The organism is Noviherbaspirillum autotrophicum (genome assembly GCF_000818395.1).
GTDB lineage: Bacteria > Pseudomonadota > Gammaproteobacteria > Burkholderiales > Burkholderiaceae_D > Noviherbaspirillum > Noviherbaspirillum autotrophicum.
Genome location: NZ_JWJG01000028.1, coordinates 797,478 through 822,279 on the forward strand (window position 1 = coordinate 797,478; position 24,802 = coordinate 822,279).

18 protein-coding genes are annotated in these 24,802 nt (G+C 60.6%); 10 read left to right on the forward strand and 8 right to left on the reverse strand.

Annotated features, from left to right (window positions below):
• Positions 1-43: 43 nt before the first annotated feature.
• The 6 genes from TSA66_RS04980 to TSA66_RS05005 are packed head-to-tail and all read right to left on the reverse strand — an operon-like array spanning position 44 to position 5,004.
• Entirely contained in the window at positions 44-1,525 is a 1,482-nt protein-coding gene (locus TSA66_RS04980) for an RNA polymerase factor sigma-54 (protein ID WP_040039226.1), read from the reverse strand.
• A gap of 18 nt (positions 1,526-1,543) precedes the next feature.
• Positions 1,544-2,284 carry an LPS export ABC transporter ATP-binding protein gene (gene lptB, locus TSA66_RS04985; RefSeq protein WP_040039227.1) on the reverse strand — a complete coding sequence of 247 codons (741 nt, stop codon included), beginning with the start codon at positions 2,282-2,284 and terminating at the stop codon, positions 1,544-1,546.
• 1 nt (position 2,285) lies between these two features.
• Positions 2,286-2,834, reverse strand: a complete 549-nt coding sequence (lptA, locus tag TSA66_RS04990; protein ID WP_040039228.1) for a lipopolysaccharide transport periplasmic protein LptA — start codon at positions 2,832-2,834, stop codon at positions 2,286-2,288.
• 33 nt (positions 2,835-2,867) lie between these two features.
• Positions 2,868-3,455: an LPS export ABC transporter periplasmic protein LptC gene (gene lptC / locus TSA66_RS04995; protein WP_040039229.1), complete on the reverse strand. Its 588-nt coding sequence runs from the start codon at positions 3,453-3,455 to the stop codon at positions 2,868-2,870.
• Entirely contained in the window at positions 3,452-3,976 is a 525-nt protein-coding gene (locus TSA66_RS05000) for a KdsC family phosphatase (RefSeq protein ID WP_040039230.1), read from the reverse strand. The genes lptC and TSA66_RS05000 overlap by 4 nt, the downstream gene beginning before the upstream one ends.
• A complete protein-coding gene (locus tag TSA66_RS05005) occupies positions 3,976-5,004 on the reverse strand; it encodes a KpsF/GutQ family sugar-phosphate isomerase (protein ID WP_040039231.1) in 1,029 nt (342 codons plus the stop codon). The genes TSA66_RS05000 and TSA66_RS05005 overlap by 1 nt, the downstream gene beginning before the upstream one ends.
• Before the next feature lie 124 nt (positions 5,005-5,128).
• Between TSA66_RS05005 and TSA66_RS05010 the strand changes: the two genes are divergently transcribed.
• Positions 5,129-7,114, forward strand: a complete 1,986-nt coding sequence (locus tag TSA66_RS05010) for a monovalent cation:proton antiporter family protein (RefSeq protein ID WP_040039232.1) — start codon at positions 5,129-5,131, stop codon at positions 7,112-7,114.
• Positions 7,115-7,199: 85 nt separating this feature from the next.
• Complete coding sequence (locus tag TSA66_RS05015; RefSeq protein ID WP_040039233.1) at positions 7,200-8,108, forward strand: AEC family transporter; 909 nt, start codon at positions 7,200-7,202, stop codon at positions 8,106-8,108.
• Between the two features lie 12 nt (positions 8,109-8,120).
• On the opposite strand, the gene TSA66_RS05020 is transcribed toward TSA66_RS05015, so the two are convergent.
• Together TSA66_RS05020 and uvrA are read right to left on the reverse strand one after the other, a co-directional pair.
• The gene (locus tag TSA66_RS05020) at positions 8,121-8,399 is read right to left on the reverse strand and encodes an acylphosphatase (RefSeq protein WP_040039234.1); all 279 of its coding nucleotides are present in this window, start codon (positions 8,397-8,399) and stop codon (positions 8,121-8,123) included.
• Positions 8,400-8,415: 16 nt separating this feature from the next.
• Positions 8,416-11,268 carry an excinuclease ABC subunit UvrA gene (gene uvrA, locus TSA66_RS05025; RefSeq protein WP_040039235.1) on the reverse strand — a complete coding sequence of 951 codons (2,853 nt, stop codon included), beginning with the start codon at positions 11,266-11,268 and terminating at the stop codon, positions 8,416-8,418.
• 140 nt (positions 11,269-11,408) lie between these two features.
• Between uvrA and TSA66_RS05030 the strand changes: the two genes are divergently transcribed.
• From TSA66_RS05030 to TSA66_RS05065, 8 genes are all read left to right on the forward strand, one after another.
• Positions 11,409-12,596 (forward strand): MFS transporter, encoded by a 1,188-nt coding sequence (locus TSA66_RS05030; RefSeq protein WP_094298987.1) that lies wholly within the window; start codon positions 11,409-11,411, stop codon positions 12,594-12,596.
• A gap of 61 nt (positions 12,597-12,657) precedes the next feature.
• Positions 12,658-13,158, forward strand: a complete 501-nt coding sequence (gene ssb, locus TSA66_RS05035) for a single-stranded DNA-binding protein (protein ID WP_040039237.1) — start codon at positions 12,658-12,660, stop codon at positions 13,156-13,158.
• A 372-nt stretch (positions 13,159-13,530) separates the two neighbouring features.
• Complete coding sequence (locus TSA66_RS05040; RefSeq protein ID WP_084199292.1) at positions 13,531-15,219, forward strand: putative bifunctional diguanylate cyclase/phosphodiesterase; 1,689 nt, start codon at positions 13,531-13,533, stop codon at positions 15,217-15,219.
• 43 nt (positions 15,220-15,262) lie between these two features.
• Positions 15,263-16,783 carry an HDOD domain-containing protein gene (locus TSA66_RS05045; RefSeq protein WP_040039239.1) on the forward strand — a complete coding sequence of 507 codons (1,521 nt, stop codon included), beginning with the start codon at positions 15,263-15,265 and terminating at the stop codon, positions 16,781-16,783.
• A 129-nt stretch (positions 16,784-16,912) separates the two neighbouring features.
• The gene (locus tag TSA66_RS05050) at positions 16,913-17,440 is read left to right on the forward strand and encodes a DUF2726 domain-containing protein (protein ID WP_232429551.1); all 528 of its coding nucleotides are present in this window, start codon (positions 16,913-16,915) and stop codon (positions 17,438-17,440) included.
• A 115-nt stretch (positions 17,441-17,555) separates the two neighbouring features.
• Positions 17,556-18,281: an REP-associated tyrosine transposase gene (locus TSA66_RS05055; protein ID WP_040042213.1), complete on the forward strand. Its 726-nt coding sequence runs from the start codon at positions 17,556-17,558 to the stop codon at positions 18,279-18,281.
• Between the two features lie 188 nt (positions 18,282-18,469).
• Positions 18,470-23,146 carry a glutamate synthase-related protein gene (locus TSA66_RS05060; RefSeq protein ID WP_040039241.1) on the forward strand — a complete coding sequence of 1,559 codons (4,677 nt, stop codon included), beginning with the start codon at positions 18,470-18,472 and terminating at the stop codon, positions 23,144-23,146.
• 69 nt (positions 23,147-23,215) lie between these two features.
• Positions 23,216-24,679 (forward strand): glutamate synthase subunit beta, encoded by a 1,464-nt coding sequence (locus tag TSA66_RS05065; protein WP_040039242.1) that lies wholly within the window; start codon positions 23,216-23,218, stop codon positions 24,677-24,679.
• Positions 24,680-24,802: the final 123 nt, after the last annotated feature.

Genomic DNA, 24,802 nt, shown 5'->3' on the forward strand with positions numbered 1-24,802 from the left:
GGCTACGCAGGAACACGGCAACAGAAACAACACTACACGATGACTACAAGGATTTGCGCAGATTGACTGGAGGGATTTTCAGAGCTTCGCGGTACTTCGCGACTGTGCGACGCGCAACGACCATGCCCTGTTCACCCAACATATCCGCTATTTTGCTATCAGAGAATGGGTTCTTGGGGTCTTCTGCTCCTATCAATTGTTTGATCAGTGCCCGTATCGCGGTCGACGAAGCTTCGCCCCCGGCTTCGGTCGCGACATGGCTACCGAAGAAGTACTTCAACTCAAACATGCCATGCGGGGTCAGCATATATTTTTGAGTTGTTACACGTGAAATAGTACTTTCGTGTAAACCCAGTGTATCAGCTATTTCACGCAAGACAAGGGGGCGCATCGCGACCGCGCCATGCGAGAAGAAATTTCTTTGCCGGTCAACAATCGCTTGTGCAACGCGCAAGATCGTATCGAAGCGCTGGCGCATATTCTTGATCAGCCACTTGGCTTCCTGCAGCTGTGCGGTCAGTGAGCCCTCACCCTTGCTCTGCTTGAGGATATTCGCGTACAACGCGTTGACCCGCAGACGCGGCATGACGTCGTGGTTGAGCATCACTTGCCAGCCGTTTTTTGCTTTTTTTACAATCACGTCCGGCACGACATAATCCGATGCGTCGGACGCGAACATGGCGCCGGGATGCGGATTGCAGCGCCGGATCACCGCCTGCGCTTCACGCAAATCTTCGTCGTCGCAATCCAGCGCCTTCTTGAGCTTGTTGAAGTCGCGTTGCGCAAATAGCGCGAGATGGTTTTCGACAATCGCCAGCGCTCTTCTGCGCGTCACCAGCGGCACTTTCGGGAAGCGGGCGATCTGGAGCGCCAGGCACTCGGAAGCATTGCGTGCGCCCACGCCGGCAGGGTCGAAGCTTTGCACCAGTTTCAATGCGACGACCAGTTCCTCCAGGTCGATTTCCAGTTCGGCCGGCAGGCGCGCATGAATTTCCTCCAGCGGCTCTTCCAGATAGCCATTGTCGTCCAGCGCATCGATAATCAGTTCGATCAGCGCGCGGTCGCGCAGGCTGTGCACAGTCACGCGCATCTGTTCCAGCAGATGCTCGCGCAGGGTAGTTTCGTGCGCCTCCAGCTGAGGGCGCGCGTCGTCATCCTCCGGTGCCTTGGAAGTGCGCGCCACATCGTCGAAGCTCCATTCACCTTCGCTTGCCGATGCTGCCTCGCCGCCTTCGGCCGAGCCTTCAAAGCCGCCTTCGCCTTCTTCCGACGCCGCCGGCGCGCTCGTTTCGGAGGTGGCCGTGGCGGTGCTGCCGTTCGTAGGCGTGATGGCGCCGTCGGCCAGCAGACGCACCGAATGATCGAGCGGATCATCCACCCGCTCCAGCATCGGATTGTCCGACAGGATCTGTTCCAGCTCCTGATGCAACTCGAGCGTGGATAACTGCAGCAACCGGATCGATTGCTGCAGCTGCGGCGTGAGCGCCAGATGTTGCGATACGCGAAGTTGGAGAGTCTGTTTCATACCTGTCTGGTTGCTTCCTTACATCCGGAAGTGTTCGCCCAAATACACGCGGCGCACCGACTCGTTGGCAATGATATCGTCGGGGCGGCCGCTGGCTAAAACCGAGCCTTGGTTAATGATGTATGCCCTGTCGCAGATGCCAAGCGTTTCGCGCACGTTGTGGTCGGTGATCAGTACGCCGATGCCGCGCTCCTTCAGGAAGCGCACGATACGCTGGATTTCGATCACCGCGATCGGGTCGACGCCGGCGAACGGCTCGTCCAGCAGCACGAAGCGCGGGCTGGTGGCCAGCGCGCGCGCGATTTCCACCCGCCGGCGTTCGCCGCCGGACAAGGACAATGCCTGGTTGTCGCGCAGCTTCTCGATCTGCAGTTCGGCCAAGAGGGTATCCAGGCGCTTTTCGATGGTCGCGTGCGGCAAGGGCTTGTCGTCTTCGCGCTGCAATTCGAGGACCGCGCGGATATTGTCCGCAACCGTCAGCTTGCGAAACACCGATGCTTCCTGCGGCAGGTACGACAAGCCAAGCATGGCGCGGCGATGAATCGGCAGGCGCGAAATCGCCGAACCATTCAGATCGATTTCGCCGGCGTCCGACGGCACGAGGCCGACGATCATGTAAAACGACGTGGTCTTGCCGGCGCCGTTGGGGCCGAGCAGGCCGACGACTTCGCCGCTGGCGACGTCGAGCGAGACGTCATGCACGACCTGGCGCGTGCCGTAGCTCTTTTGCAAACCGCGAACAACCAAGGTGCTTGTCATGTCATTTGCCCTGCGATTCTGTGCGCGGCTGGATGACAGCCTTGATGCGTCCGCCGCCCGGCTTGCTCTCTCCCGTCGGCGTATTGTTCACCGTGTAAAACTCGGCGCGGCTATCATACGAGATGAATTCGCCTTCGACTTCATCGGTCGGCTTGGTTCCGTCCAGTCGCCGCAGCTTCGCTTTCGAAAAAAGTTTGACCACTTCGGACTTGCCGTCGTACTCGATGCGCTCGGCTTGTCCTTCCACCCACTGGTTGTCGTTGCCGTCGCGCTTCTGCCGGAAGGTGGCGAGTCCGCCGGACGGCGCCAGCAGGGTTGCATGCTGATAGCCGGCCGGGTCTTGCGTGACGATCAGCTTGTGCGCCTTCATGATCAGGGTGCCGCGGGTCAGGACGACGTTGCCGGTAAACGTATTGACCTGTTTTACATCGTCATACAACATCTGGTCCGCTTCGACATTGGTCGGCTTGTCGGAGTCGGCCTTCTCGGCGTGCGCGCTGTATGCAATGGCAGTACTGAGCATGAATAGCAGCAAGAAGAAACGTGTCATGAAAACTCTCAAGTGAATCAAGTTATACCTGAATTAGCGCGCCGGGGCTTGATACGTCCCATGTACATTGCTCGCCAGTTTGAACTCGCGCGTGGCGTTGTTCACAAACATGCCGGTGCCGTTCAGTACTGATTTGTCGTAATTGATCTGGACCGGCTTGTCGGTCCGCATCACATCATCGTCCGGCAAGACCAGCAGATATTCCGACGTCATGCGCATATGCACGCTGTCCTGCGATGCCGGCCGGTCCATGTGGACGTTATCGTGCAAATGGACCTGGCTGCTGTCGCTGTTGACGTGGGCGCGCTCCGAGCGCATCGTCATCGGCGCCGGGCCGTTGCCCACGCTGACTACCACGGGGTGCCGGATATCGTAGGAATCGTCTTGCGGATTGTGCGTCAGGCGTTCGCCCGAGAAGTGGTACTCGACCTTGCCGTTGCGTGCGAGTTTGACGTAATTGAAATTTTCAACGTAGAAATCCGGCTCGGTCCTGGCCGCGCCGGGCCCGGCATCGGCGCTATCGCGCCGCATGACTTCCAGCAGCCAAAAGCTGCCGAGTGCCAGCGCAATCATCGGCAGAAGCAGGGCTGCGATCCTAAAACGTCCTGCCGCGCCGTTCATCGCAAGTACGGCGCCAGTGCCGTCTCGTAGTTGCCTTGGGCGCGTAGGATAAAGTCGCACAATTCGCGCGCGGCGCCGCGCCCGCCAGCGGCAAGAGTGACGTGATGAACGCGCGAGCGCACTTCCGGATGGGCGTTCGGCACGCTGGCGGCAAAGCCGACCCGCGTCAGAACCGGCAAATCGATCACGTCGTCGCCGATGAAGCCGCAATGTTCCGCGGCAAGAGTGGTGTGCTCCAGTAACTGTTGGAATGCGGTGAGCTTGTCGTGCACGCCTTGGTACAAGTGCCGAATGCCCAGGTCACTTGCACGTCGGGCAACGATCTCGGATTTTCTGGCGCTGATGATGGCGGCGGCCACGCCGGACTGTTGCAGCAGCTTGATGCCGTGGCCATCGAGCACGTTGAATGTCTTGTGCACTTCGCCGTCCGGGCCGTAGTGCAGGCTGCCGTCGGTCAGAACGCCATCGACATCGAAAATCATCAGGCGTACTTGCGCGGCTTTGGCGGTGGCGTCTTGCATCAAATTACCTTGGCGCGGGTGAGATCATGGATATGCAGTGCGCCGACCAGCTTGCCGTCGGCGTCGGTGACCAGCATCTGGTTGATGCGGAACTGCTCCATCACATCCACCGCTTCTACCGCGAGTTGATCGGGGCCAACCGTGCGCGGATTGGCATGCATCACGTCGGCCACCTTCAGCTTGCTGAAATCTTGCCCTGATTCGATCAGGCGGCGCAAGTCGCCGTCGGTGAAAATGCCGATGGCACGGAACGCGTCATCCACGACGGCAGTCATTGCCATGCCTTTTCTGGTTACCTCGAGCAAGGTCGCGGGCAAGGGCGTATCCCTGCTTACCGCCGGAATCGCGTCGCCCCGTCGCATGACATCGCGCACATGGGTCAGCAGGCGGCGACCGAGGGCACCTCCCGGATGGGAAAGCGCAAAGTCTTCCTCGCGAAAGCCGCGCGCATCAAGCAGCGCCACGGCCAGCGCATCGCCCAGCGCCAGGGCGGCAGTGGTGCTGGCGGTCGGTGCCAGATTGAGCGGGCACGCCTCCTTGTCCACGCGCGCGTCCAGGTGAATATCGGCAAGCTTGGCCAGGCTCGATGCTTCGTTGCCGGTGATGGCGATCAGCTTGGCGCCCATGCGCCGGATGATCGGAATCATTGCCAGGAATTCGGCGGCTTCGCCGGAATTGGAAATGGCAATCAAGGCATCGTTCTCGGTGATCATGCCGAGGTCGCCGTGCAAGGCTTCGGCGGCGTGCACGAACAGCGCCGGCGTGCCGGTCGACGCCAGCGTTGCCGCGATCTTGCGGGCGATATGGCCGGACTTGCCGATGCCCGACACGACCACGCGGCCGCTACACTGAAGCAGCAACGCAACCGCTTGCACGAAACTGCCGTCGGCGCTGTCTGATAACCGGTCCTTCAGCGCGAGCAGGGCGTCGGCTTCGATCTGCAAGGTCTCGCGCGCCAGGTCCAGCGCGCGTTGTGCGCTTTTTATATCAAAAGCTTTCGGCGGGTTTTTTTCATGGGGTACACTCATGCCCGAAAGTATAAACGAATTAGGAAAGCAAAAAACCTGCCAATCACAACAAAAATGCCCGTTTGACGGGCCTCAATGTGATTGCAGATCGCATATCAAATTTGTCGTGCGCATTTAATAACCGATGTTTTCAGCCCTCGAACTGACATTGCTTTTGCTCGGCGCCGCAGTGCTCGGCGTGGTCGCATTTCGCATGCTGCATTTGCCGCCGATGCTGGGCTATTTGCTTGTTGGCATTGTCGTCGGGCCGTACGGACTCGGGGTGGTCGAGGAAAACGAAACCACCCATACGCTGGCTGAATTCGGCGTCGTGTTTTTGATGTTCTCGATTGGGCTGGAGTTCTCGCTGCCGAAGCTGTCGTCGATGCGGCGCACGGTGTTCGGATTGGGCATGGCGCAGGTGCTGTGCACGATCGGCGCGGCCATGCTGTTCGGCTGGCTGGTCGCGTATCTGTTGCCGCAAGTGGCCGACATTAGCTGGCGTGCCGCCTTTGCACTGGGTGGCGCGCTGTCCATGTCGTCTACCGCGATCGTATCGAAGCTGCTGACCGAACGGCTGGAACTGGATAGTCCACATGGCCAGCAAATCATCGGCATCCTGCTGTTCCAGGACTTGGCGGTGGTACCCCTGCTGATCCTGGTGCCGGCGCTGGCCATGAAATCCGGCGACCTCCTGGTGACGCTGGCGCTGGCCGGCATGAAAGCGATGATCGTGCTGGTGCTGCTGCTGGTGATCGGGCAGCGCCTGATGCGCGGCTGGTTCCACATCGTGGTCAAGCGCCGCTCGCAGGAACTGTTCATGCTGAATCTGCTGCTGATTACGCTCGGCGCCGCCTGGATCACCGAGCGCGCCGGCCTGTCGCTGGCGCTCGGCGCCTTCGTGGCCGGCATGCTGATTTCGGAAACGGAATACAAGCACCAGGTGGAAGAGGACATCAAGCCGTTCCGCGACGTGCTGCTTGGGCTGTTTTTCATCACCATCGGCATGCTGCTCAACGTGCGGCTGGTGGTGGCCAACTGGTGGCTGGTGCTGCTGCTGTTGACCGGGCCGGTGCTGCTTAAGTTCGGCCTGATCGCGGGGCTTGCCAAGCTGTTCGGCACCTCGACCGGCGTGGCCTTGCGCACCGGCCTGGCGCTGGCGCAGGCTGGCGAATTCGGCTTCGTGCTGCTGAACCAGGCGGGCGGCTTGCACCTGATGGACCCGCTTGTCATCCAGCTGGTTCTGGCCTCGATGGTGCTGTCGATGCTGGCCGCACCGTTCATCATCGCCAACGCCGACGCCATTGTGCTCAAGCTGTCGGCCAATGAATGGATGATGCAGTCGCTGGCCCTAACACAAATCGCCACCCGCACCATGTCCACCCAAAGGCACGTACTGGTCGCCGGTTTTGGCCGCAGCGGGCAAAGCCTGGCCAAGCTGCTGGAAGAGGAGGGCATCGCCTACCACGCGCTCGACCTTGATCCGGACCGGGTGCGCGAGGCGCAGGCCGCCGGCGCCAGCGTATCGTTCGGCGACGCCGCCCGGCGCGAAAGCCTGGTCGCCGCAGGCATTCACCGCGCAGCCGCGCTGGTGGTCACTTATGCCAACACGCCCTCCGCGCTGAAGGTGCTGCACCACGCGCATGAGCTGGCGCCGGCGCTGCCGGTCATCGTGCGCAGCCATGACGACACCGACCTCGACAAGCTGCGCGGCGCAGGTGCGGCTGAGGTCGTGCCGGAGGCCATCGAGGGTAGCCTGATGCTGGCTTCGCATGCGCTGGTGATGCTGGGCGTGCCGCTGCGGCGCGTGGTGCATCGCGTGCAGGCTGCGCGCGACGAGCGCTATGCTTCGCTGCGCGGCTATTTCCATGGCGCCAGCGATGCGCCGGAAGATGCCGAGCATCTGCATGTGCGCCTGCATTCGGTTACCTTGAGCGAAGGCGCCAAGGCGGTCGGCAAGCCGTTGGCTGCGCTCAAGCTGCCCGAAATCGGCGCCGAAGTGACGATCCTGCGACGCGGCAAGAGCCGTATCGAAGTCACCCCGGAGGCTGTGTTGCAAGCAGGCGACATCGTGGTGTTGCGCGGCGCTTCCGATGCTGTGGCGCGCGCGGAACAGCGGTTGCTCAAGTAGCGGCTAAAAGTTTCCACAAGAAAACACGTTTCAACAGTTCTCGCTACAATGCCAGGGCGGCATCCCCGTCCCTGAAAGAGATTCAATGCAAGTCTTCGAGCGTATCCTCGGCATCATCCTGCCGGTCTTCCTCATCATCGCCATCGGTTACGGCTACGCGCGCTTGCGGGGTGCCGACGTCAAGGACGACATGATTGCTGTGAACCGCGTCAGCATGGGCGTGCTGTGCCCGCTGCTGGTGTTTACCGCGCTGGCGGCGAAGGATTTCGATCTCGCGCACAACGGCACGTTGATTTTGGCCGGCATCCTGATCGCGCTCGGCTCCGGCGTGATTGCGTGGCCGGTGGCCAAAATGTTCGGTTACGACCCCCGCAGTTTCGTGCCGCCGATGATGTACAACAATTGCGGCAACATGGGCTTGCCGCTAGCGGCGCTGGCCTTCGGCACAGCGGGGCTGTCCGCCGCCGTGGCCTTGTTCATGGCATGCAACCTGATCTATTTTTCGGTCGGCATCAAGATCATCGAAAGCGGGCGCAAGCAGCACACGCCATTCTGGAAATTCCTCGTCAGTCCGATGATGCTCTCGATGATGCTCGGCATGCTGTTTGCGATCTTTCATGTCACGCTGCCGACGCCGCTGATGCAGGCGATGAAGATGCTGGGAGACTCCTGCATCCCGATCATGCTGTTCGCGCTCGGCGTGCGCATGCTCGACGTGAATTTCAAGAGCTGGCATATCGGCGTCGTTGGCGCCATCGTCTGCCCGGTCGGCGGCCTGATTGTCGCCTGGCTGCTCGATGGCGTGCTGAGCCTGACGCCCGACCAGCGCGGGCAGATGTACTTGTTTGCCTCGCTGCCGCCGGCCGTGTTCTGCTTCATGGTCGCCGAGCAGTACAAGCAGGAGCCGGACAAGGTGGCGTCGATTGTCTTGCTCGGCAATCTCGCGGCGCTGGCGTTTGTGCCGGCGGGATTGTGGCTGGGGCTGCGGGCGTGATTCCCGCACGCCTTACGCGGTTGGACGCACGTCGAACCGGTTTTCGGGCACCGATGCGTCGTCCGCCTCGGTCACTGTCACCTCGCTGACCACGGCAGCGGCGGGGCCGCGCCGCGACCAGGCGACGATTTTCTCCAGCGCGTCGGGTTCGCCGCGGACCAGCGCCTGCACCGATCCGTCGCGGCGGTTGCGCACCCAGCCGGACAGCCGCAGCGCGCGCGCCTGCGCCTCGAAGGAGGCGCGGTAGCCGACGCCTTGCACCAGGCCGGTGATGACGAGAAGTTTTGCCAATCGCGCCTCCCGAACGTTACTTCTTCTTCAGCAGCGGTGCCAGATACCTGCCGGTGAAGCTCACCGTGCTCTTGGCGACATCTTCCGGCGTGCCGGCGGCGATGATCTGCCCGCCGCCCGCACCACCTTCCGGGCCGAGATCGATGATCCAGTCGGCGGTCTTGATGACGTCCAGGTTGTGCTCGATGATGACGACCGTGTTGCCTTGGTCGCGCAGGCGGTGAATCACCTTCAGCAGCAGGTCGATGTCATGGAAATGCAGGCCGGTGGTCGGCTCGTCGAGGATGTACAGCGTGCGGCCGGTGTCGCGCTTGGACAGTTCCAGCGACAGTTTCACGCGCTGTGCCTCGCCGCCCGACAGGGTGGTGGCGCTCTGTCCCAGGCGGATGTAGCCCAGGCCCACGTCGAGCAGGGTCTGGAGTTTGCGCGCCACCACTGGCACCGGCTTGAAGAATTCAAACGATTCCTCGACCGTCATCTCCAGCACTTCATGGATGTTTTTGCCCTTGTACTGCACTTCCAGCGTCTCGCGGTTGTAGCGCTTGCCGTGGCAGACGTCGCATGGCACATATACGTCCGGCAGGAAGTGCATCTCGACCTTGATCACGCCGTCGCCCTGGCAGGCTTCGCAGCGACCGCCCTTGACGTTGAACGAGAAGCGCCCGGCGCTGTAGCCGCGTTCCTTGGCGGTCGGCACGGTGGCGAACAGGTCGCGGATCGGTGTGAACACGCCGGTATAAGTCGCCGGATTGGAGCGCGGCGTGCGGCCGATCGGCGCCTGGTCGACCGCGATCACCTTGTCGAAATGCTCCATGCCGTGGATCGATTCGTAGGGCGCCGGTTCCGTCTGCGAGCCGTACAGGTGGCGCGCGGCGGCGTGGTACAGCGTGTCGTTGACCAGTGTCGACTTGCCCGAGCCGGATACGCCGGTCACGCAGGTCAAAAGGCCAACCGGCAGGTCGAGCGTGACATTCTTGAGGTTGTTGCCCGAGGCACCGGAAATCACCAGCTGCCGCTCCGGGTCCACCGGCGTGCGCTTCTTCGGCACATGGATCGCAAGCGTGCCGTTCAGGTATTTCGCGGTCAGCGATTTCTTGTTTTTTAGGATGGCGTTGAGCGGGCCTTGTGCGATCACCTCGCCGCCGTGCACGCCGGCGCCGATACCCATGTCGACGATATAGTCGGCGCAGCGGATGGCGTCCTCGTCATGCTCGACCACCAGGACGCTGTTGCCGATGTCGCGCAGATGCTTCAGGGTGGCGATGAGGCGGTCGTTGTCGCGCTGGTGCAGGCCGATGGACGGCTCGTCGAGCACGTACATCACGCCGGTCAGCCCCGACCCGATCTGCGACGCTAGGCGGATGCGTTGCGCCTCGCCGCCGGACAAGGTGTCTGCGCTGCGCTCGAGCGACAGGTAATCGAGACCGACGTTGTTGAGGAACTTCAGGCGCGCCACGATTTCCTTGATGATGCGGTCCGCGATTTCCTTTTTCGCACCGGAGAGCTTGAGCTTGTCGAAGAATTCGAGCGTATCGCGCAGCGGCGTGCGCGATACCTCGTAAATCGTGCGCTCCTGCTTGCCGGCGCCGACCTTCACATAGCGCGCTTCGATGCGCAGCCTCGCGCCGTGGCATGACGGGCATTCCTTCTGGTTGATGAATTTCGCCAGTTCTTCCTTCACCGCCATCGAATCGGTTTCCCGGTAGCGCCGCTGCAGGTTGTTTACCACGCCTTCGAAGGTATGCTCGCGCACCACGGCGCGGCCGCGCTCGTTAATGTAGGTAAACGGAATGGTCTGGCGGCCGGAGCCGTGCAGCACGACTTGCTGCACCTGGTCCGGCAGTCTTTCGAAAGGTATGTCGAGGTCGAAACCGTAATGCTCGGCCAGGCTGCTCAGCATCTGGTAGTAGAACTGATTGCGCCGGTCCCAGCCCTTGATCGCGCCGGAAGCGAGCGACAGATTGGGGAAGGCAACGATGCGCTTCGGATCGAAGAACTCGATGTGACCGAGGCCATCGCATTCCGGACAGGCACCCATCGGATTGTTGAACGAGAACAGGCGCGGCTCCAGTTCCTGCAGCGAATAGCCGCAGGTGGGGCAGGCGAACTTGTTCGAGAACAGGTGCTCCTTGGCGCTGTCCATTTCGAGTGCGATCGCGCGGCCTTCCGCCAGGCGCAGCGCGGTTTCGAAGCTTTCGGCCAGCCGTTGCTTGACGTCGGCCTTGACCTTCAGGCGGTCGATCACGACGTCGATGGTGTGCTTTTCGGTCTTCTTCAGCTTCGGCAGGTCGTCGATTTCATAGATTTTCGCCGCATGCGTGCCACTCTGGATGCGGAAGCGGATGAAGCCCTGCGCCTGCATCTGTTCGAACAGATCGACGTGTTCGCCCTTGCGGTTGGCCACCACGGGCGCCAGGATCATCAGCTTGGTATCTTCCGGCATGGCGAGCACGGCATCGACCATTTGCGACACCGACTGCGCGGCCAGCGGATTTTCCGGGTGGTCGGGGCAGTAGGGCGTGCCCACGCGCGCATACAAGAGGCGCAGGTAGTCATGGATTTCGGTCACGGTGCCGACGGTTGAGCGCGGATTGTGCGACGTCGCCTTCTGCTCGATCGAGATTGCCGGCGACAAGCCTTCGATCAGGTCGACGTCCGGCTTTTCCATCAGTTGCAGGAACTGCCGCGCATAGGCCGACAGCGATTCCACGTAGCGCCGCTGGCCTTCCGCATAGAGCGTGTCGAAGGCCAGCGACGACTTGCCGGAACCGGACAGACCGGTAATGACAATCAGCTGGTTACGCGGCAATTCCAGATTGATATTCTTGAGGTTGTGCGTGCGCGCGCCGCGAATTCGGATTTCTTCCATGAACTGCCTTTAACTGATATGCAACGCCGACTTAATGTCGGTCAACCTGATACTATAACGGGTTTTGAAACGCGCCGTATCCAGCCTCTTACTTCCGCTCCTCCATGTCTTCGACTGCTTCCAATGAAATAACCCCCCGCATGAGTCGCGCGGAAATTCGTGCCAGCGGCTTGCTGGCATCGATTCTGGCGATGCGCATGCTCGGCTGGTTCCTGATCCTCCCGGTGTTTTCGGTCGCTGCAAAAACACTGACCGGCGGCGATAGCGTGACCCTGGTCGGCTGGGCCATGGGAATCTACGGGCTGGCGCAGGCATTCGGCCAGCTCCCTTACGGCTTGGCATCCGACCGGTACGGCCGCAAGCCGGTCATCGTCATCGGACTCGTGCTGTTCGCCGTGGGCTCGTTCATTGCCGCCGCTGCCACCGACATCCACTGGGTCATCGCCGGCCGCGCGATTCAGGGCGCCGGCGCGATTTCAGCCGCCGTGACAGCCTTCATCGCCGACTCCACGCGCGAGGAACACCGTACCAAGGCCATGGCGATGGTAGGCGGCTCGATCGGCATTACCTTTGCCATATCGATGGTGCTGTCGCCGATCCTGTATCAGTGGATGGGCATGGGCGGGGTCTTCGGCCTGACCGGCGTGCTGGCGATTATTGCGATCCCCGTCGTGCTGTTCATGGTGCCGACCATGCCGCGCGTGCCATCGGGCCGCGCCGATTTTGGCGAAGTGCTGAAAAGCGCCGAGCTGATGCGCCTAAATTTCGGCGTGTTCGTCTTGCATCTGACGCAGGTCGCCATGTTTGTCGTCGTGCCGCCGGCCCTGGTCCAGTATGCCGATCTGCCGATTGCCTCGCATTGGAAAGTGTACCTGCCGGTGATGATCGCCTCGTTCGTGCTGATGCTGCCGCCGATCTTCGTGGGCGAGCGGCAGGGCAAGATGAAGCAGGTGTTTGTGGCGGCAATTGCGCTGATGCTGGCTGTCCAGGCGGGATTGTGGCTGTTCCTGCAGGCGCCGATGCATTGGTCGGTCCTTGTCATCCTGCTGTTGGCCTTTTTCATTTCGTTCAATGTTCTCGAGGCAAGCCAGCCGTCGCTGGTGTCGCGCATTGCGCCGCCATCGGCCAAGGGGGCCGCGCTCGGCGTGTATAACACGCTGCAGGCGCTGGGGCTGGCCTGCGGCGGTGTAGTCGGTGGGTGGCTGCGCCAGCATGTGAGCGCGTCTTCCGTGTTCGCCCTGGGCGCGGGTCTGACGATCGTCTGGCTTATAATTGCCGCAAACATGAGGAACCTGCCGCGGCGCGGGGCAGCGGCAAAGACTGCCTGAACGCCGGCGCACTGCGGGTGCACCTCGAATTCACATTAAGTCCAAGTATTAGGAGAAAGTTATGGCCTCGGTCAATAAAGTCATTATCGTCGGCAATCTGGGGCGCGATCCGGAAACGCGCTACATGCCGAACGGCGATGCGGTCACCAATATCGCGGTTGCGACCACTGAAAGCTGGAAAGACAAGAATAGTGGCGAGAAAAAAGAGTTGACCGAATGGCACCGCATCACCTTCTACCGCAAGTTGGCTGAAATCGCTGGCCAATACCTGAAGAAGGGTTCGCAAATTTATGTCGAGGGCCGCCTGCAGACGCGCAAGTGGACCGACAAGGAAGGTGTCGAGCGGTATACCACCGAGATCATCGCCGATACCATGCAGATGCTGGGTAGCCGCCAAGGCATGGGCGGTGGCGCGCCGGCGCCGATGGATGACGACTACGGTAGCGCGCCGGCGCCGCGTCAAAGCACCGGTGGTGGCAGTGGTGGCGGCGGCGGTGCAGCACGGGGTTCGTCCCGTCCGGCGCCGAACTTCAGCGACATGGATGACGATATTCCGTTCTGAAGCACATCTTTATGATGAAAAAGGGCTGGAAGTGCAAAGACTTCCAGCCCTTTTTGTTTGATTGTCGTCCCGGATTGGGCGCGTGAGCCGCGATCGGCGTATCCCATATCGATGGGATGTCTGCTAGTGATCGCCCAGCAGCCATTCGAGATCGATGCGGGCCCTCATAGGGCATTGCGCTAAGAGAGTGCACATACCGCGCTCCAAGCTTTTTTCTTGAAATGGCATTTTCATCCATTTTTTTGTGGATTTTCTGCAATAAGATGTTGCCGTACTTTAATTTTCCCATCGCATTTTGTTAAGATCGTGGGAGCAGCTCAACTTTGCTTCGGCATTGTTTGATCGTGCACCGCCATTCAAGACAACTCGATAATGTTTCCCAGACCTCGCCTGCGGCTCGATATTCCTGTCAATTTGCAATTGGAAAGCCTGATGGAGGCCGCGGGCGACGCCGTATTTCGGATGGCGGACTACGGGCGCATTCTGTTTGCCAGTACGCGTGCCATCGAACTGGTCAGCCCCGGTACCAGCCTGAACGGCCTGCATCTGGGCGAGATCGTCGACGAGCAAGACCACGCGGCGCTCGATGCCGCCCTTGCGCACACGGTCAGTTCTGGGAAGCCGAGCCGGGCCAACATGCGGTTGAAGACGCCGCATGGCGCGCTCTGGATGGAATTGCAGATTGCCGCCTATTTCAATGCCGACGGCCAGACCGAATTGCTTGCGGTGGGTAGGGATATCTCGGGCCAGCAGGAAACCGAGGAGCGTCTGCGGCATATGGCGACGCACGACGTGCTCACCGGCTTGCCAAACCGTTCTCTGCTGTCCGACCGCATTCATATGGCCATTGCGCAGTCGCGCCGCACCGGCACTGGCTTCGCGTTACTGGCGCTCGATCTGGACGGTTTCAAGAAGGTCAATGATGCGCTTGGTCATCCGCTGGGCGATGCCTTGCTGAGCGTGGCGGCGGCTCGCCTGAGTGAAACTTTGCGCGACGTGGACACATTGGCGCGCGTGGGCGGCGATGAGTTCGTCGCGGTGCTGCCGGAAGCGGTGTCCGATGCCGAGATCCAGACCATTGCGCGGCGCATGATCTCGGTGATGCAAATGCCGTTCGAAATCCAGGGACATACGCTGTACATCGGTACGTCCATCGGAGCGGCCGTGTTTCCCCAGCACGGCGACGGCGAGGTCAAGCTGCTCGCGCATGCCGACACGGCGATGTACCGTGCAAAGGAAATCGGCAAGGGACGCTGCGTGATTTACGATCAGCAGAAATTCACCCAGCCGGAACATGACGTGTCGCTGGAAGCCGCAATGTTCCAGGCGGTGCGCAACGGCGAGTTCCTGTTGAATTACCAGCCGATCGTCGATGCCGGCAGCCGGCAGATCATGGGCTTCGAGGCGCTCATGCGTTGGCACCGGCCGGGCGAAGGCTTGGTGCCGCCTTCGCAATTCATTCCGATGGCCGAAAGCAACGGCCTGATCAACCTGCTCGGTGCCTGGGCGCTCAAAGCCGCCTGCGTGCAGCTCAAGCGCTTCGAGGAGGCCGCCAACCGGCCGCTCTACATCTCGGTCAACGTCAGTCCGCGCCAGTTCCGCAATGACCAGTTCCTCGACGTGATCGATGAAGCGCTGCGGTTGTCGGGCCTGCACGGCGAGCAGTTGTTGCTGGAAATTACCGAGGGCATTCTGATGTCGGACCCGGAACATGCCGAGGCCTTTCTCAAGGAGATGGTGGCGCGCAACGTGCGCATCGCCATCGATGACTTCGGCACCGGATACTCCTCGCTGGCCTACTTGAAGCGCTTCCCGATCGCCACCTTGAAGATCGACCGCGCATTCATCAAGGACTTGCCGGGCTCGATCAAGGATGTGGCGATCTGCAATGTGGTGTTAAGCCTCGCAAAGCACCTGAACTTGAACACAGTGGCCGAGGGCGTGGAGAACGAGGCACAACTGCAGTTTTTGGCAAGGCAAGGCTGCGGCCTGATCCAAGGCTATCTCACCGGCAGTCCGCTGCTCCCGGAGCAGGCGCTGGCAATGTTGGTCGCATCCTAATCGATGCCGTGAAAGCGTCTGCTGCCATAAGAACAATATATTCATGAATACCTCTATCGAATCCGCCTCCCTGTCACGCGAAAACGCAGAAGAAACCATGGAACTGCTCTGGTCGCGGGTGCGCCAGCGCGGCGACTTGCCCGGTTTTTCCAAGGTGGTGGGCGCGATCATCGGCGCCATGCATGACGATGACGATCGCGAATTCAACATGACGAAGACGGTCCTGCAGGACCCGGCGCTGACGCAGAAAGTCCTGCGCCTTGCCAACAGCGCGATGTATTCCGTGTTCGGCCAGGGCATCAATACCGTCTCCAAGGCGGTGATTGTGCTTGGCACCGAAGCCATCGGGCACCTGGCGATCGGCTTGAAACTGATCGAAGACCTGGCCGCCGCATCGACCGATTCGGCCGTGGCGCGCATGGAAATGGAAAAGGCAGTGCTGGCCGGGCACCTCGCGCGCCATCTGGCATCTTCGGCTGGCACACGCGATGCCGAGGAGGCGGTAGTGTGCGCGATGCTGCATTCGCTTGGCCGCATGATGACAACGTTTTACCTGTACGACCGCTGGCAGCGCATGCAGGAATGCCGCATCGAGTCCGGCTTGAGCGAAGAGCAGGCTGCGCTGTACATCCTCGGGCTCAGCCTCGATGAAATCGGGCGCCAAGTCGCGCAGCAATGGGGGTTGCCGGCCACCCTCGTGCATACGATGCGCGAAGTGACGCCGGAGCCGGTGAGCGAACCGCTTGGGCATGCCGATTGGTTGGCGGCGCTGTCGACACTGTCGTCGCAATGCGCCAGCGTGCTGTGCGCCAACGATGATACGTCGGACAAAACGCTTGCAACGCTTGCCCACAATTATGCGGAAATGCTCGGCCTTGAAAGCGCGGCGGTATTGACTGCCGTGAATTCCGCGCAGCAAACGGTCGCCGAGGAAGAACCGGTCGTCGTGCGGCCGCTCAAGCGGGTGGAATTCGACAAGTCGCTGCTGGTGCATCGCCATGCAGGCAAGCCGGCGGATGCCACGCTGATCCTGACGCGCGGCATAGCCGACATCCGCGGCGCCTTGCATGCAGCAAGCATCAGCCAACTGATGACGATGGCACTCGAAACGGTCTATCAGGGGCTGGGGTTCGGCCGCTCAATCACGTTCTTGCGCGATATCGAGCAAGCGCAATATGCGGCACGCATGTACTTTGGCGATGTAATGCAGGAGATGTTGCCGCGCTTGGTTTTCGGGGATGCTTACCAGCCCGACGTATTCCACGCCGCACTGGCCAACGACAAGATGATTTTTATTGAAAATGCGCAGGATCCGGCATTCGCCAGCAAGGTGCCGCGCTGGTGGCGTCAGGCATTTCCAACCGTGCGCAGTTTCATGGTGCTGCCCCTGACCGTGAATCGGCAGCCGATCGGATTCCTGTATGGCGACTGGAACGGCTCGCGGCCGAGCGCCAAAATCACGCAATCCGAAGCCGCCTTGCTCGATGAGTTGCGCATGCTCATCGTGCGGGCTGTCGAACAGCGGCGCCAGATGGAGGCATCCTGGACCAGGAAGATGCTTTAGCACGGCGGTGTTGCCTGGATAGTTCGCTGCGTAGCCGATATATCTGGAATTGCCAATAAAACAACATAGTGCTATTGTCTCGCGCATTATTGATTTGATAACGCGTGCGACATGAAAGATGCAATCGTGATGGTGGCCATCGTGCTGGGTGGCCTGTTTCTGTGGTTATTCCTGCATCGGGAAAAGCCGATGCGATTCCGTCAACGGGCCGTGCTGACAGGCTGCGACCTTGAATTCTTTTTCCGCCTGAGCGATGCCCTGCCGGAGTGTATTGTTTGTCCGCAGGTAGCGATGTCGGCACTGCTCGAACCTGCCGGCACGGGTGTGCCGCGTCAGCAGGCGATGGCGCAGATAGCCGGCGGGCGCGTAGGCTACGCCGTTTTTGACCGGGAAATGCGATTGCTGGCGGTCGTCGAACTGAATCATCGCTCCCGCGCCACGCGGCGCGAGACTGCCAGGGATGCGTGTTTATCCAGTGCCGGCATCAAGATCGTTCGATTTCACGCCAAACACTTGCCATCTCCCAAGCAGATTGCGACCGCTGTCCTGACGCCACCCCAAGCATGTTATCGGCCACGTGCCAGCCAGCGCAGCGAGGCTGCCCGGAACAAGCGTGCTGATATTCCATGGCGCAATACCACGAAGATCCGGATTTGAGCCGGAGGACGGGAGGCACTCGCGCATGGCCGCCGCTTGCCTGCACGGCCAATTGCTCCATAAAATGGATTGCAAGATCGCGCAAGTTTGCAGCGATTTAATGATTAAATTGCGTATGGCCCGCCTTCCACGACTTGTCGTTCCTCATCAACCGCATCACATCATCCAACGCGGTGTCGACCGCCAGGCGGTATTTCGTGACGCCGAGGACTTTGGTAATTTCTTGCGCTGGCTGCGTGAGGCGGCCAAGCAATTCAAGGTCGCGATCCACGCCTATGTGCTGATGCCAAACCATCTGCACTTGCTGGCCACGCCAAGCGATGACACTGGGTTGGCGCGCATGATGCAATGGATAGGGCGGCATTACGTGCCGTATTTCAATGCCAAATACCAGCGCGCCGGTACCTTATGGCAGGGGCGGTACCGGGCAACGGTCATTGACTCTGAACAGTATTTTCTCGTTTGCAGCAAATACATCGAGCTCAATCCGTTGCGCGCCGGCCTCGTCGCGAATGCTGGCGATTATCCCTGGTCCAGTTTTTCCCATCACATCGGTGCCAAGCCCGACCCGCTGATTACGGATCATGCGCTGTACTGGGCGCTGGGAAACACGCCCTTCGACCGGGAAGCGGCTTACCGCGAGTTGCTGGAATCCGCCCTCGCAGCCGAAGAAGTGGCAGCACTGAGCGAGGCGACCTTGAAGGGCTGGCCGCTTGGATCCGACAAATTCAAGAACGCGCTGGCCAAGCAGGTACAGCGCCGCGTCGCGCCGGCCAAGCGCGGGCGTCCTGCCAAGGCGGCTTCCTCAGGCACTGACGTTCCCCGATTTCGCAACAACTGAAGTCTTTTTGTTGGAGTCATGTTGGCTTGAGTCGGCTTTTTAACTTCAAATTACTCTGTCCCTAATTAATTCATCAGTTTATTGCCGTTAATGTTAATTTTGCTCTGACCCTATTTGTTTAGATTGAACTATCTACCGCACTGCACTATCCTTCAAGCTCGATACAACAAACGTAGCGGAGTACGCTTATGCACGCGCAAGGTTTATACGACCCCTCCAACGAACATGACGCCTGTGGCGTCGGTTTTGTCGCCCATATCAAAGGCAAGAAAAGCCACTCGATCGTCGAGCAAGGTTTGCTGATCCTGAAGAATCTCGACCATCGGGGTGCCGTCGGTGCCGACAAGCTGATGGGCGATGGCGCGGGCATTTTGATCCAGATTCCAGATCAGTACTTCCGCGAAGAAATGGCCAAGCAAGGCATTACGCTGCCGCCGCCGGGCGAGTATGGTGTCGGCATGGTGTTCCTGCCGAAGGAAAACGCATCGCGCCTGGCATGCGAACAGGAAATCGAACGCGCCGTACTGGCCGAAGGCCAGGTCGTGCTCGGCTGGCGTGATGTGCCAGTCGACTTCGATATGCCGATGTCGCCCACCGTGCGCACCAAGGAGCCGGTGATCCGCCAAATCTTCATCGGCCGCGGCCCGGACATCATGGTGACCGACGCGCTCGAGCGTAAACTCTACGTGATCCGCAAATCCTCCGGCCATGCGATCCAGGCGCTGAACCTGTTGCATGGCAAGGAATTCTTCGTGCCGTCGATGTCGGCGCGCACCATCGTCTATAAAGGCCTGCTGCTGGCCGACCAGGTCGGCGTGTATTACAAGGACTTGCAGGATCCGCGCTGCATTTCCGCGCTGGCCCTCGTGCACCAGCGCTTCTCCACCAATACGTTCCCGGAATGGCCGCTGGCGCACCCGTACCGCCTGATCGCGCACAACGGCGAGATCAACACCGTCAAGGGTAACTTCAACTGGATGCGCGCGCGCGAAGGCGTGATGAAGTCTGCCGTGCTCGGCGACGACCTGCAAAAGCTGTTCCCGCTGATTTATGAAGGCCAGTCCGATACCGCCTGCTTCGACAACGCGCTCGAACTCTTGGTGATGGCCGGCTATCCGATCGCCCAGGCGATGATGATGATGATTCCCGAAGCGTGGGAAAACCACACGCTGATGGATGACAACCGCCGCGCCTTCTACGAATACCATGCCGCGATGATGGAGCCGTGGGACGGCCCCGCGGCCATGGCATTTACCGACGGCCGTCACATCGGCGGTACGCTCGACCGCAACGGCCTGCGTCCGGCGCGTTACATCCAAACCGACGACGACCTGGTGGTGATGGCGTCCGAATCCGGCGTGCTGCCGATTCCGGAATCGAAGATCATCAAGAAATGGCGTCTGCAGCCGGGCAAGATGTTCCTGATCGACCTCGACGCCGGCCGCATCATCGACGACAAGGAACTCAAGGACACCTACGCCAACGCCAAGCCGTACAAGCAGTGGATCGAATCGGTGCGCATCAAGATCGACGAACTCGAGTCCGAGCCGGAAGAGGCGAAGTCGGTCGTGCCGCTGCTGGACCGTCAGCAGGTGTTCGGTTACACCCAGGAGGACATCAAGTTCCTGCTCGCGCCGATGGCCAGTTCCGGTGAAGAGGCGATTGGCTCGATGGGCAATGACTCGCCGCTGGCCGTCATGTCCAGCAAGAACAAGCCGCTCTATAACTACTTCAAGCAGCTGTTCGCCCAGGTGACCAACCCGCCGATCGACCCGATCCGCGAAGCGATGGTGATGTCGCTGGTGTCCTTCGTCGGCCCCAAGCCGAATCTGCTCGACACCAACAACATCAACCCGCCGATGCGCCTGGAAGTGTCGCAGCCTGTGCTCGACTACGCGGATATCGCAAAGCTGCGCAACATCGGCAAGCACACCGGAGGCAAGTTCAAGTCGTATGAACTGAACATCTGCTATCCGGTCGGCTGGGGCAAGGAAGGCATCGAAGCGCGCCTGGCATCGCTGTGCGCCAAGGCGGTCGACGCGGTCAAGTCCGGCCACAACATCCTGATCATCTCCGACCGCAAGGTCGACGCGGATCAGGTTGCAATTCCCGCGCTGCTGGCGACTTCCGCCATCCACCTGCACCTGGTGAGCAAGGGCTTGCGTACTTCCACCGGCCTGGTGGTCGAGACCGGCTCCGCGCGCGAGACGCATCACTTCGCGCTGCTCGCCGGCTACGGCGCGGAAGCGATCCATCCGTACCTCGCGATGGATACGCTGGCCGACATGGCGAAGAACATCCCGAATCTGACGCCGGAAAAAGCGATCTACAATTTCCAGAAGGCGGTCGGCAAGGGCCTGATGAAGGTCATGTCCAAGATGGGCATCTCGACCTACATGTCCTACTGCGGCGCACAGATTTTCGAAGCGATCGGCTTGAACCGCGCGCTGGTCGACAAGTACTTCAAGGGTACGGCGTCCAACGTCGAAGGTATCGGCGTGTTCGAAGTGGCCGAAGAAGCACTGCGCCTGCACAAGCTCGCATTCAGCACCGATCCGGTGTTGGCCAACGCACTCGACGCCGGCGGCGAATACGCATTCCGCGTGCGCGGCGAAGAGCACATGTGGACGCCCGACGCGATCGCGAAGCTGCAGCATTCGACCCGCTCGAACAACTTCAACACGTACAAGGAATACGCACAGATCATCAACGATCAGTCCAAGCGCCACATGACGCTGCGCGGCTTGTTCGAATTCAAGATCGATCCATCCAAGGCAATCCCGATCGATGAAGTCGAGCCGGCCAAGGAAATCGTCAAGCGTTTCGCCACCGGCGCCATGTCGCTCGGCTCGATCTCGACCGAGGCGCACGCCACGCTGGCCATCGCCATGAACCGCATCGGCGGCAAGTCCAATACCGGCGAAGGCGGCGAAGACGAGCATCGTTATCGCCAGGAACTGAAAGGCATCCCGATTAAGAAGGGCGAAACGCTGGCTTCGGTGATCGGCGAGGAACGCGTCGAAGTCGACCTGCCGCTGTTGGCCGGCGATTCGCTGCGCTCCAAGATCAAGCAGGTGGCGTCGGGCCGTTTCGGCGTGACCACCGAGTACCTGACTTCCGCCGATCAAATCCAGATCAAGATGGCGCAGGGCGCCAAGCCGGGTGAAGGCGGCCAGCTGCCGGGTCACAAGGTGTCCGAGTACATTGCGAAACTGCGCTTCTCGGTGCCGGGTGTCGGCCTGATCTCGCCACCGCCGCACCATGATATTTATTCGATCGAAGATCTGGCGCAGCTGATCCACGACCTGAAGAACGCCAATCCGAAGGCCGATATCTCGGTCAAGCTGGTGTCCGAAGTTGGCGTTGGCACGATCGCTGCGGGTGTGGCCAAGGCCAAGGCCGATCACGTCGTGATCGCCGGTCATGACGGCGGCACCGGCGCTTCGCCGCTGTCGTCCATCAAGCACGCCGGCTCGCCGTGGGAGCTGGGCCTGGCAGAAACCCAGCAGACGCTGGTGCTGAACCGCCTGCGCAGCCGTATTCGCGTGCAGACCGACGGCCAGATCAAGACCGGCCGGGACGTCGTGATCGGCGCCATGCTCGGCGCTGACGAATTCGGTTTTGCCACCGCGCCGCTGGTCGTCGAAGGCTGCATCATGATGCGCAAGTGCCATCTGAACACTTGCCCGGTCGGCGTTGCGACCCAGGATCCTGTGCTGCGTGCAAAGTTCTCCGGCAAGCCGGAATACGTGGTGAACTACTTCTTCTTTGTGGCCGAAGAAGTGCGCCAGATCATGGCGCAGCTGGGCATTCGCACCTTCAACGAACTGGTCGGCCGCGCCGATCTGCTCGACAAGTCGAAGGCGATCTCGCACTGGAAGGCCAAGGGGCTCGATTTCAGCAAGATCTTCCATCAGCCGGAAGTGCCGGCTTCGGAGCCGCGCTTCCAGGTTGAAGTGCAAGATCACGGGCTGGACAAGGCGCTCGACCATAAGCTGATCGCGCAGGCGAAGGCGGCGCTCGACAAAGGCGAGAAGGTATCGTTCATCTCGCCGGTGAAGAACGTCAACCGCACCGTCGGCACCATGCTGTCAGGCGAAGTGGCGAAGAAATACGGCCATGAAGGCCTGCCGGACGACACGATTCACATCCAGCTGCAAGGCACCGCAGGCCAGTCGGCCGCGGCGTTCCTCGCGCACGGCATCACGCTGGATCTGGTTGGTGAAGGCAACGACTATGTCGGTAAGGGCTTGTCGGGCGGTCGCATCATCGTGCGTCCGAACACCGAGTTCCGCGGCTGGGCGGTTGACAATATTATCGTCGGCAATACCGTGCTGTACGGCGCGATTTCCGGTGAAGCATTCTTCAACGGTGTCGCCGGCGAGCGTTTCGCGGTGCGTAACTCGGGTGCGGTAACGGTCGTGGAAGGTACTGGCGACCACGGCTGCGAATACATGACCGGCGGTACCGTCGTCGTGTTGGGTGCAACCGGCCGCAACTTCGCGGCAGGCATGTCGGGTGGCGTTGCCTACGTGTACGATCCGGACGGCGACTTTGCCAAGAAGTGCAACATGGCCATGGTGTCGCTGGAGCCGGTGCTGGCAAGTGCCGATCAAGAGTCGAAGCTTGAGCGTGCGTTGTGGCACAGCACCGCGCGCGGCGGCGAGGGGCAGACCGACGAAGCGATCCTGAAGAGCTTGATCGAACGCCACTTCAAGTACACCGGCAGCACGCGCGCGCGCAACCTGCTGGATGACTGGAACAATGCACGCAGCAAGTTCGTCAAGGTATTCCCGAATGAATACAAGCGGGCGCTGGGCGAGTTGAACGCGGCGAAACAGGCCAAGGAAAAGATCGCGGCTTAAATTAGCTCAATGCTGTTATCCCTCCTCTGGAAAGGGGAGGGAGACGTGAAAGAATATTGAAGGAACATCATGGGAAAAGTAACCGGCTTTTTGGAATACCAACGCCTGCAAGAAGCGAGCGAAGCGCCACAATCGCGCAAGAAGCATTACAAGGAATTCGTGCTGCACCTGTCGGATGCCGACGCCCAGATCCAGGGTGCGCGCTGCATGGATTGCGGCATCCCGTTCTGCAATAACGGCTGCCCGGTCAACAACATCATCCCCGACTGGAACGATCTGGTTTATCACGGCAATTACCAGGAAGCGCTGGAAGTCCTGCATTCCACCAACAACTTCCCGGAATTCACCGGACGCATCTGCCCGGCGCCATGCGAAGCCGCTTGTACGCTCGGGATTAACAATGATCCGGTTGGTATCAAGTCGATCGAGCACTTCATCATCGACAAGGGCTGGGAAAACGGCTGGGTCGTGCCGCAAGCGCCTGCCGTCAAAACCGGCAAGAAGGTTGCCGTGGTCGGCGCCGGCCCTGCCGGCATGGCAGCGGCGCAGCAACTGGCGCGCGCCGGTCACGACGTGACCGTGTTCGAAAAGAACGACCGTGTCGGTGGCCTGCTGCGCTATGGCATTCCCGACTTCAAGCTGGAAAAGTCGCACATCGACCGTCGTGTCGAGCAGATGAAGGCCGAAGGCGTGACCTTCCGTACCGGCGTATTCGTCGGCAAGGATTTCACGCCGAACGTCTACAACTGGGCGAAAGAGACAATTTCTCCCGACCAGCTGAAGAAAGACTTTGACGCGATCGTCATTTCCGGCGGCGCCGAGCAGCCGCGCGACTTGCCCGTGCCGGGCCGCGAACTGAAGGGCGTGCACTTTGCGATGGAATTCCTGCCGCTGCAAAACAAGGTCAATGCCGGCGATAAGGTGAAAGATCAGATCATGGCAACCGGCAAGCATGTCGTCGTGATCGGCGGCGGCGATACCGGTTCCGACTGTGTTGGTACCTCCAACCGTCATGGCGCCGCTGCGGTGACCCAGTTCGAACTGCTGCCGCAGCCGCCCGAGCAGGAAAACAAGCCGCTGGTGTGGCCGTACTGGCCGACCAAACTGCGCACTTCTTCGTCGCACGAGGAAGGCTGCGAGCGCGACTGGGCCGTGGCGACCAAGCGCCTCGAAGGCAAGAACGGCAAGGTCGAGAAGCTCATTGCAGTGCGCGTTGAATGGAAAGACGGCAAGATGGTCGAAGTGCCGAATTCCGAATTCGAAATCAAGGCCGATCTCGTGCTGCTGGCCATGGGCTTCGTGTCGCCGGTGCAGCAGGTGCTCGACGCTTTCGGCATCGACAAGGATGCGCGCGGCAACGCGAAAGCGACGACCGACGGCGACGGCTGCTATCAGACGTCCGTGGACAAGGTGTTTGCCGCAGGCGACATGCGCCGTGGCCAGTCGCTGGTGGTCTGGGCAATTCGCGAAGGGCGCCAGTGCGCGCGTGCTGTGGATGAATTCCTGATGGGATCGTCCGTACTGCCGCGGTAATCGAGGTTAATCCCTTTAACCCGCCTGAGCGCAAGGTCAGGCGGGTTTTTTTATTCTCTGCTCAAAAGAATTCGACGGCATTTTGGCTTCTGCCAAAAGTGCGTTTGCCATTTCTGCACTACA

Coding starts and splice junctions, on each gene's coding strand:
- TSA66_RS05005 (WP_040039231.1), bottom strand. CDS start 5,004: ATGAGTGTACCCCATGAAAAAAACCCGCCGAAAGCTTTTGATATAAAA.
- TSA66_RS05000 (WP_040039230.1), bottom strand. CDS start 3,976: ATGCAAGACGCCACCGCCAAAGCCGCGCAAGTACGCCTGATGATTTTC.
- TSA66_RS05055 (WP_040042213.1), top strand. CDS start 17,556: ATGGCCCGCCTTCCACGACTTGTCGTTCCTCATCAACCGCATCACATC.
- TSA66_RS05010 (WP_040039232.1), top strand. CDS start 5,129: ATGTTTTCAGCCCTCGAACTGACATTGCTTTTGCTCGGCGCCGCAGTG.
- lptA (WP_040039228.1), bottom strand. CDS start 2,834: ATGACACGTTTCTTCTTGCTGCTATTCATGCTCAGTACTGCCATTGCA.
- lptB (WP_040039227.1), bottom strand. CDS start 2,284: ATGACAAGCACCTTGGTTGTTCGCGGTTTGCAAAAGAGCTACGGCACG.
- TSA66_RS05045 (WP_040039239.1), top strand. CDS start 15,263: ATGAATACCTCTATCGAATCCGCCTCCCTGTCACGCGAAAACGCAGAA.
- TSA66_RS05040 (WP_084199292.1), top strand. CDS start 13,531: ATGTTTCCCAGACCTCGCCTGCGGCTCGATATTCCTGTCAATTTGCAA.
- TSA66_RS05015 (WP_040039233.1), top strand. CDS start 7,200: ATGCAAGTCTTCGAGCGTATCCTCGGCATCATCCTGCCGGTCTTCCTC.
- ssb (WP_040039237.1), top strand. CDS start 12,658: ATGGCCTCGGTCAATAAAGTCATTATCGTCGGCAATCTGGGGCGCGAT.
- TSA66_RS05060 (WP_040039241.1), top strand. CDS start 18,470: ATGCACGCGCAAGGTTTATACGACCCCTCCAACGAACATGACGCCTGT.
- TSA66_RS05030 (WP_094298987.1), top strand. CDS start 11,409: ATGAGTCGCGCGGAAATTCGTGCCAGCGGCTTGCTGGCATCGATTCTG.
- uvrA (WP_040039235.1), bottom strand. CDS start 11,268: ATGGAAGAAATCCGAATTCGCGGCGCGCGCACGCACAACCTCAAGAAT.
- TSA66_RS05065 (WP_040039242.1), top strand. CDS start 23,216: ATGGGAAAAGTAACCGGCTTTTTGGAATACCAACGCCTGCAAGAAGCG.
- TSA66_RS04980 (WP_040039226.1), bottom strand. CDS start 1,525: ATGAAACAGACTCTCCAACTTCGCGTATCGCAACATCTGGCGCTCACG.
- TSA66_RS05050 (WP_232429551.1), top strand. CDS start 16,913: ATGGTGGCCATCGTGCTGGGTGGCCTGTTTCTGTGGTTATTCCTGCAT.
- lptC (WP_040039229.1), bottom strand. CDS start 3,455: ATGAACGGCGCGGCAGGACGTTTTAGGATCGCAGCCCTGCTTCTGCCG.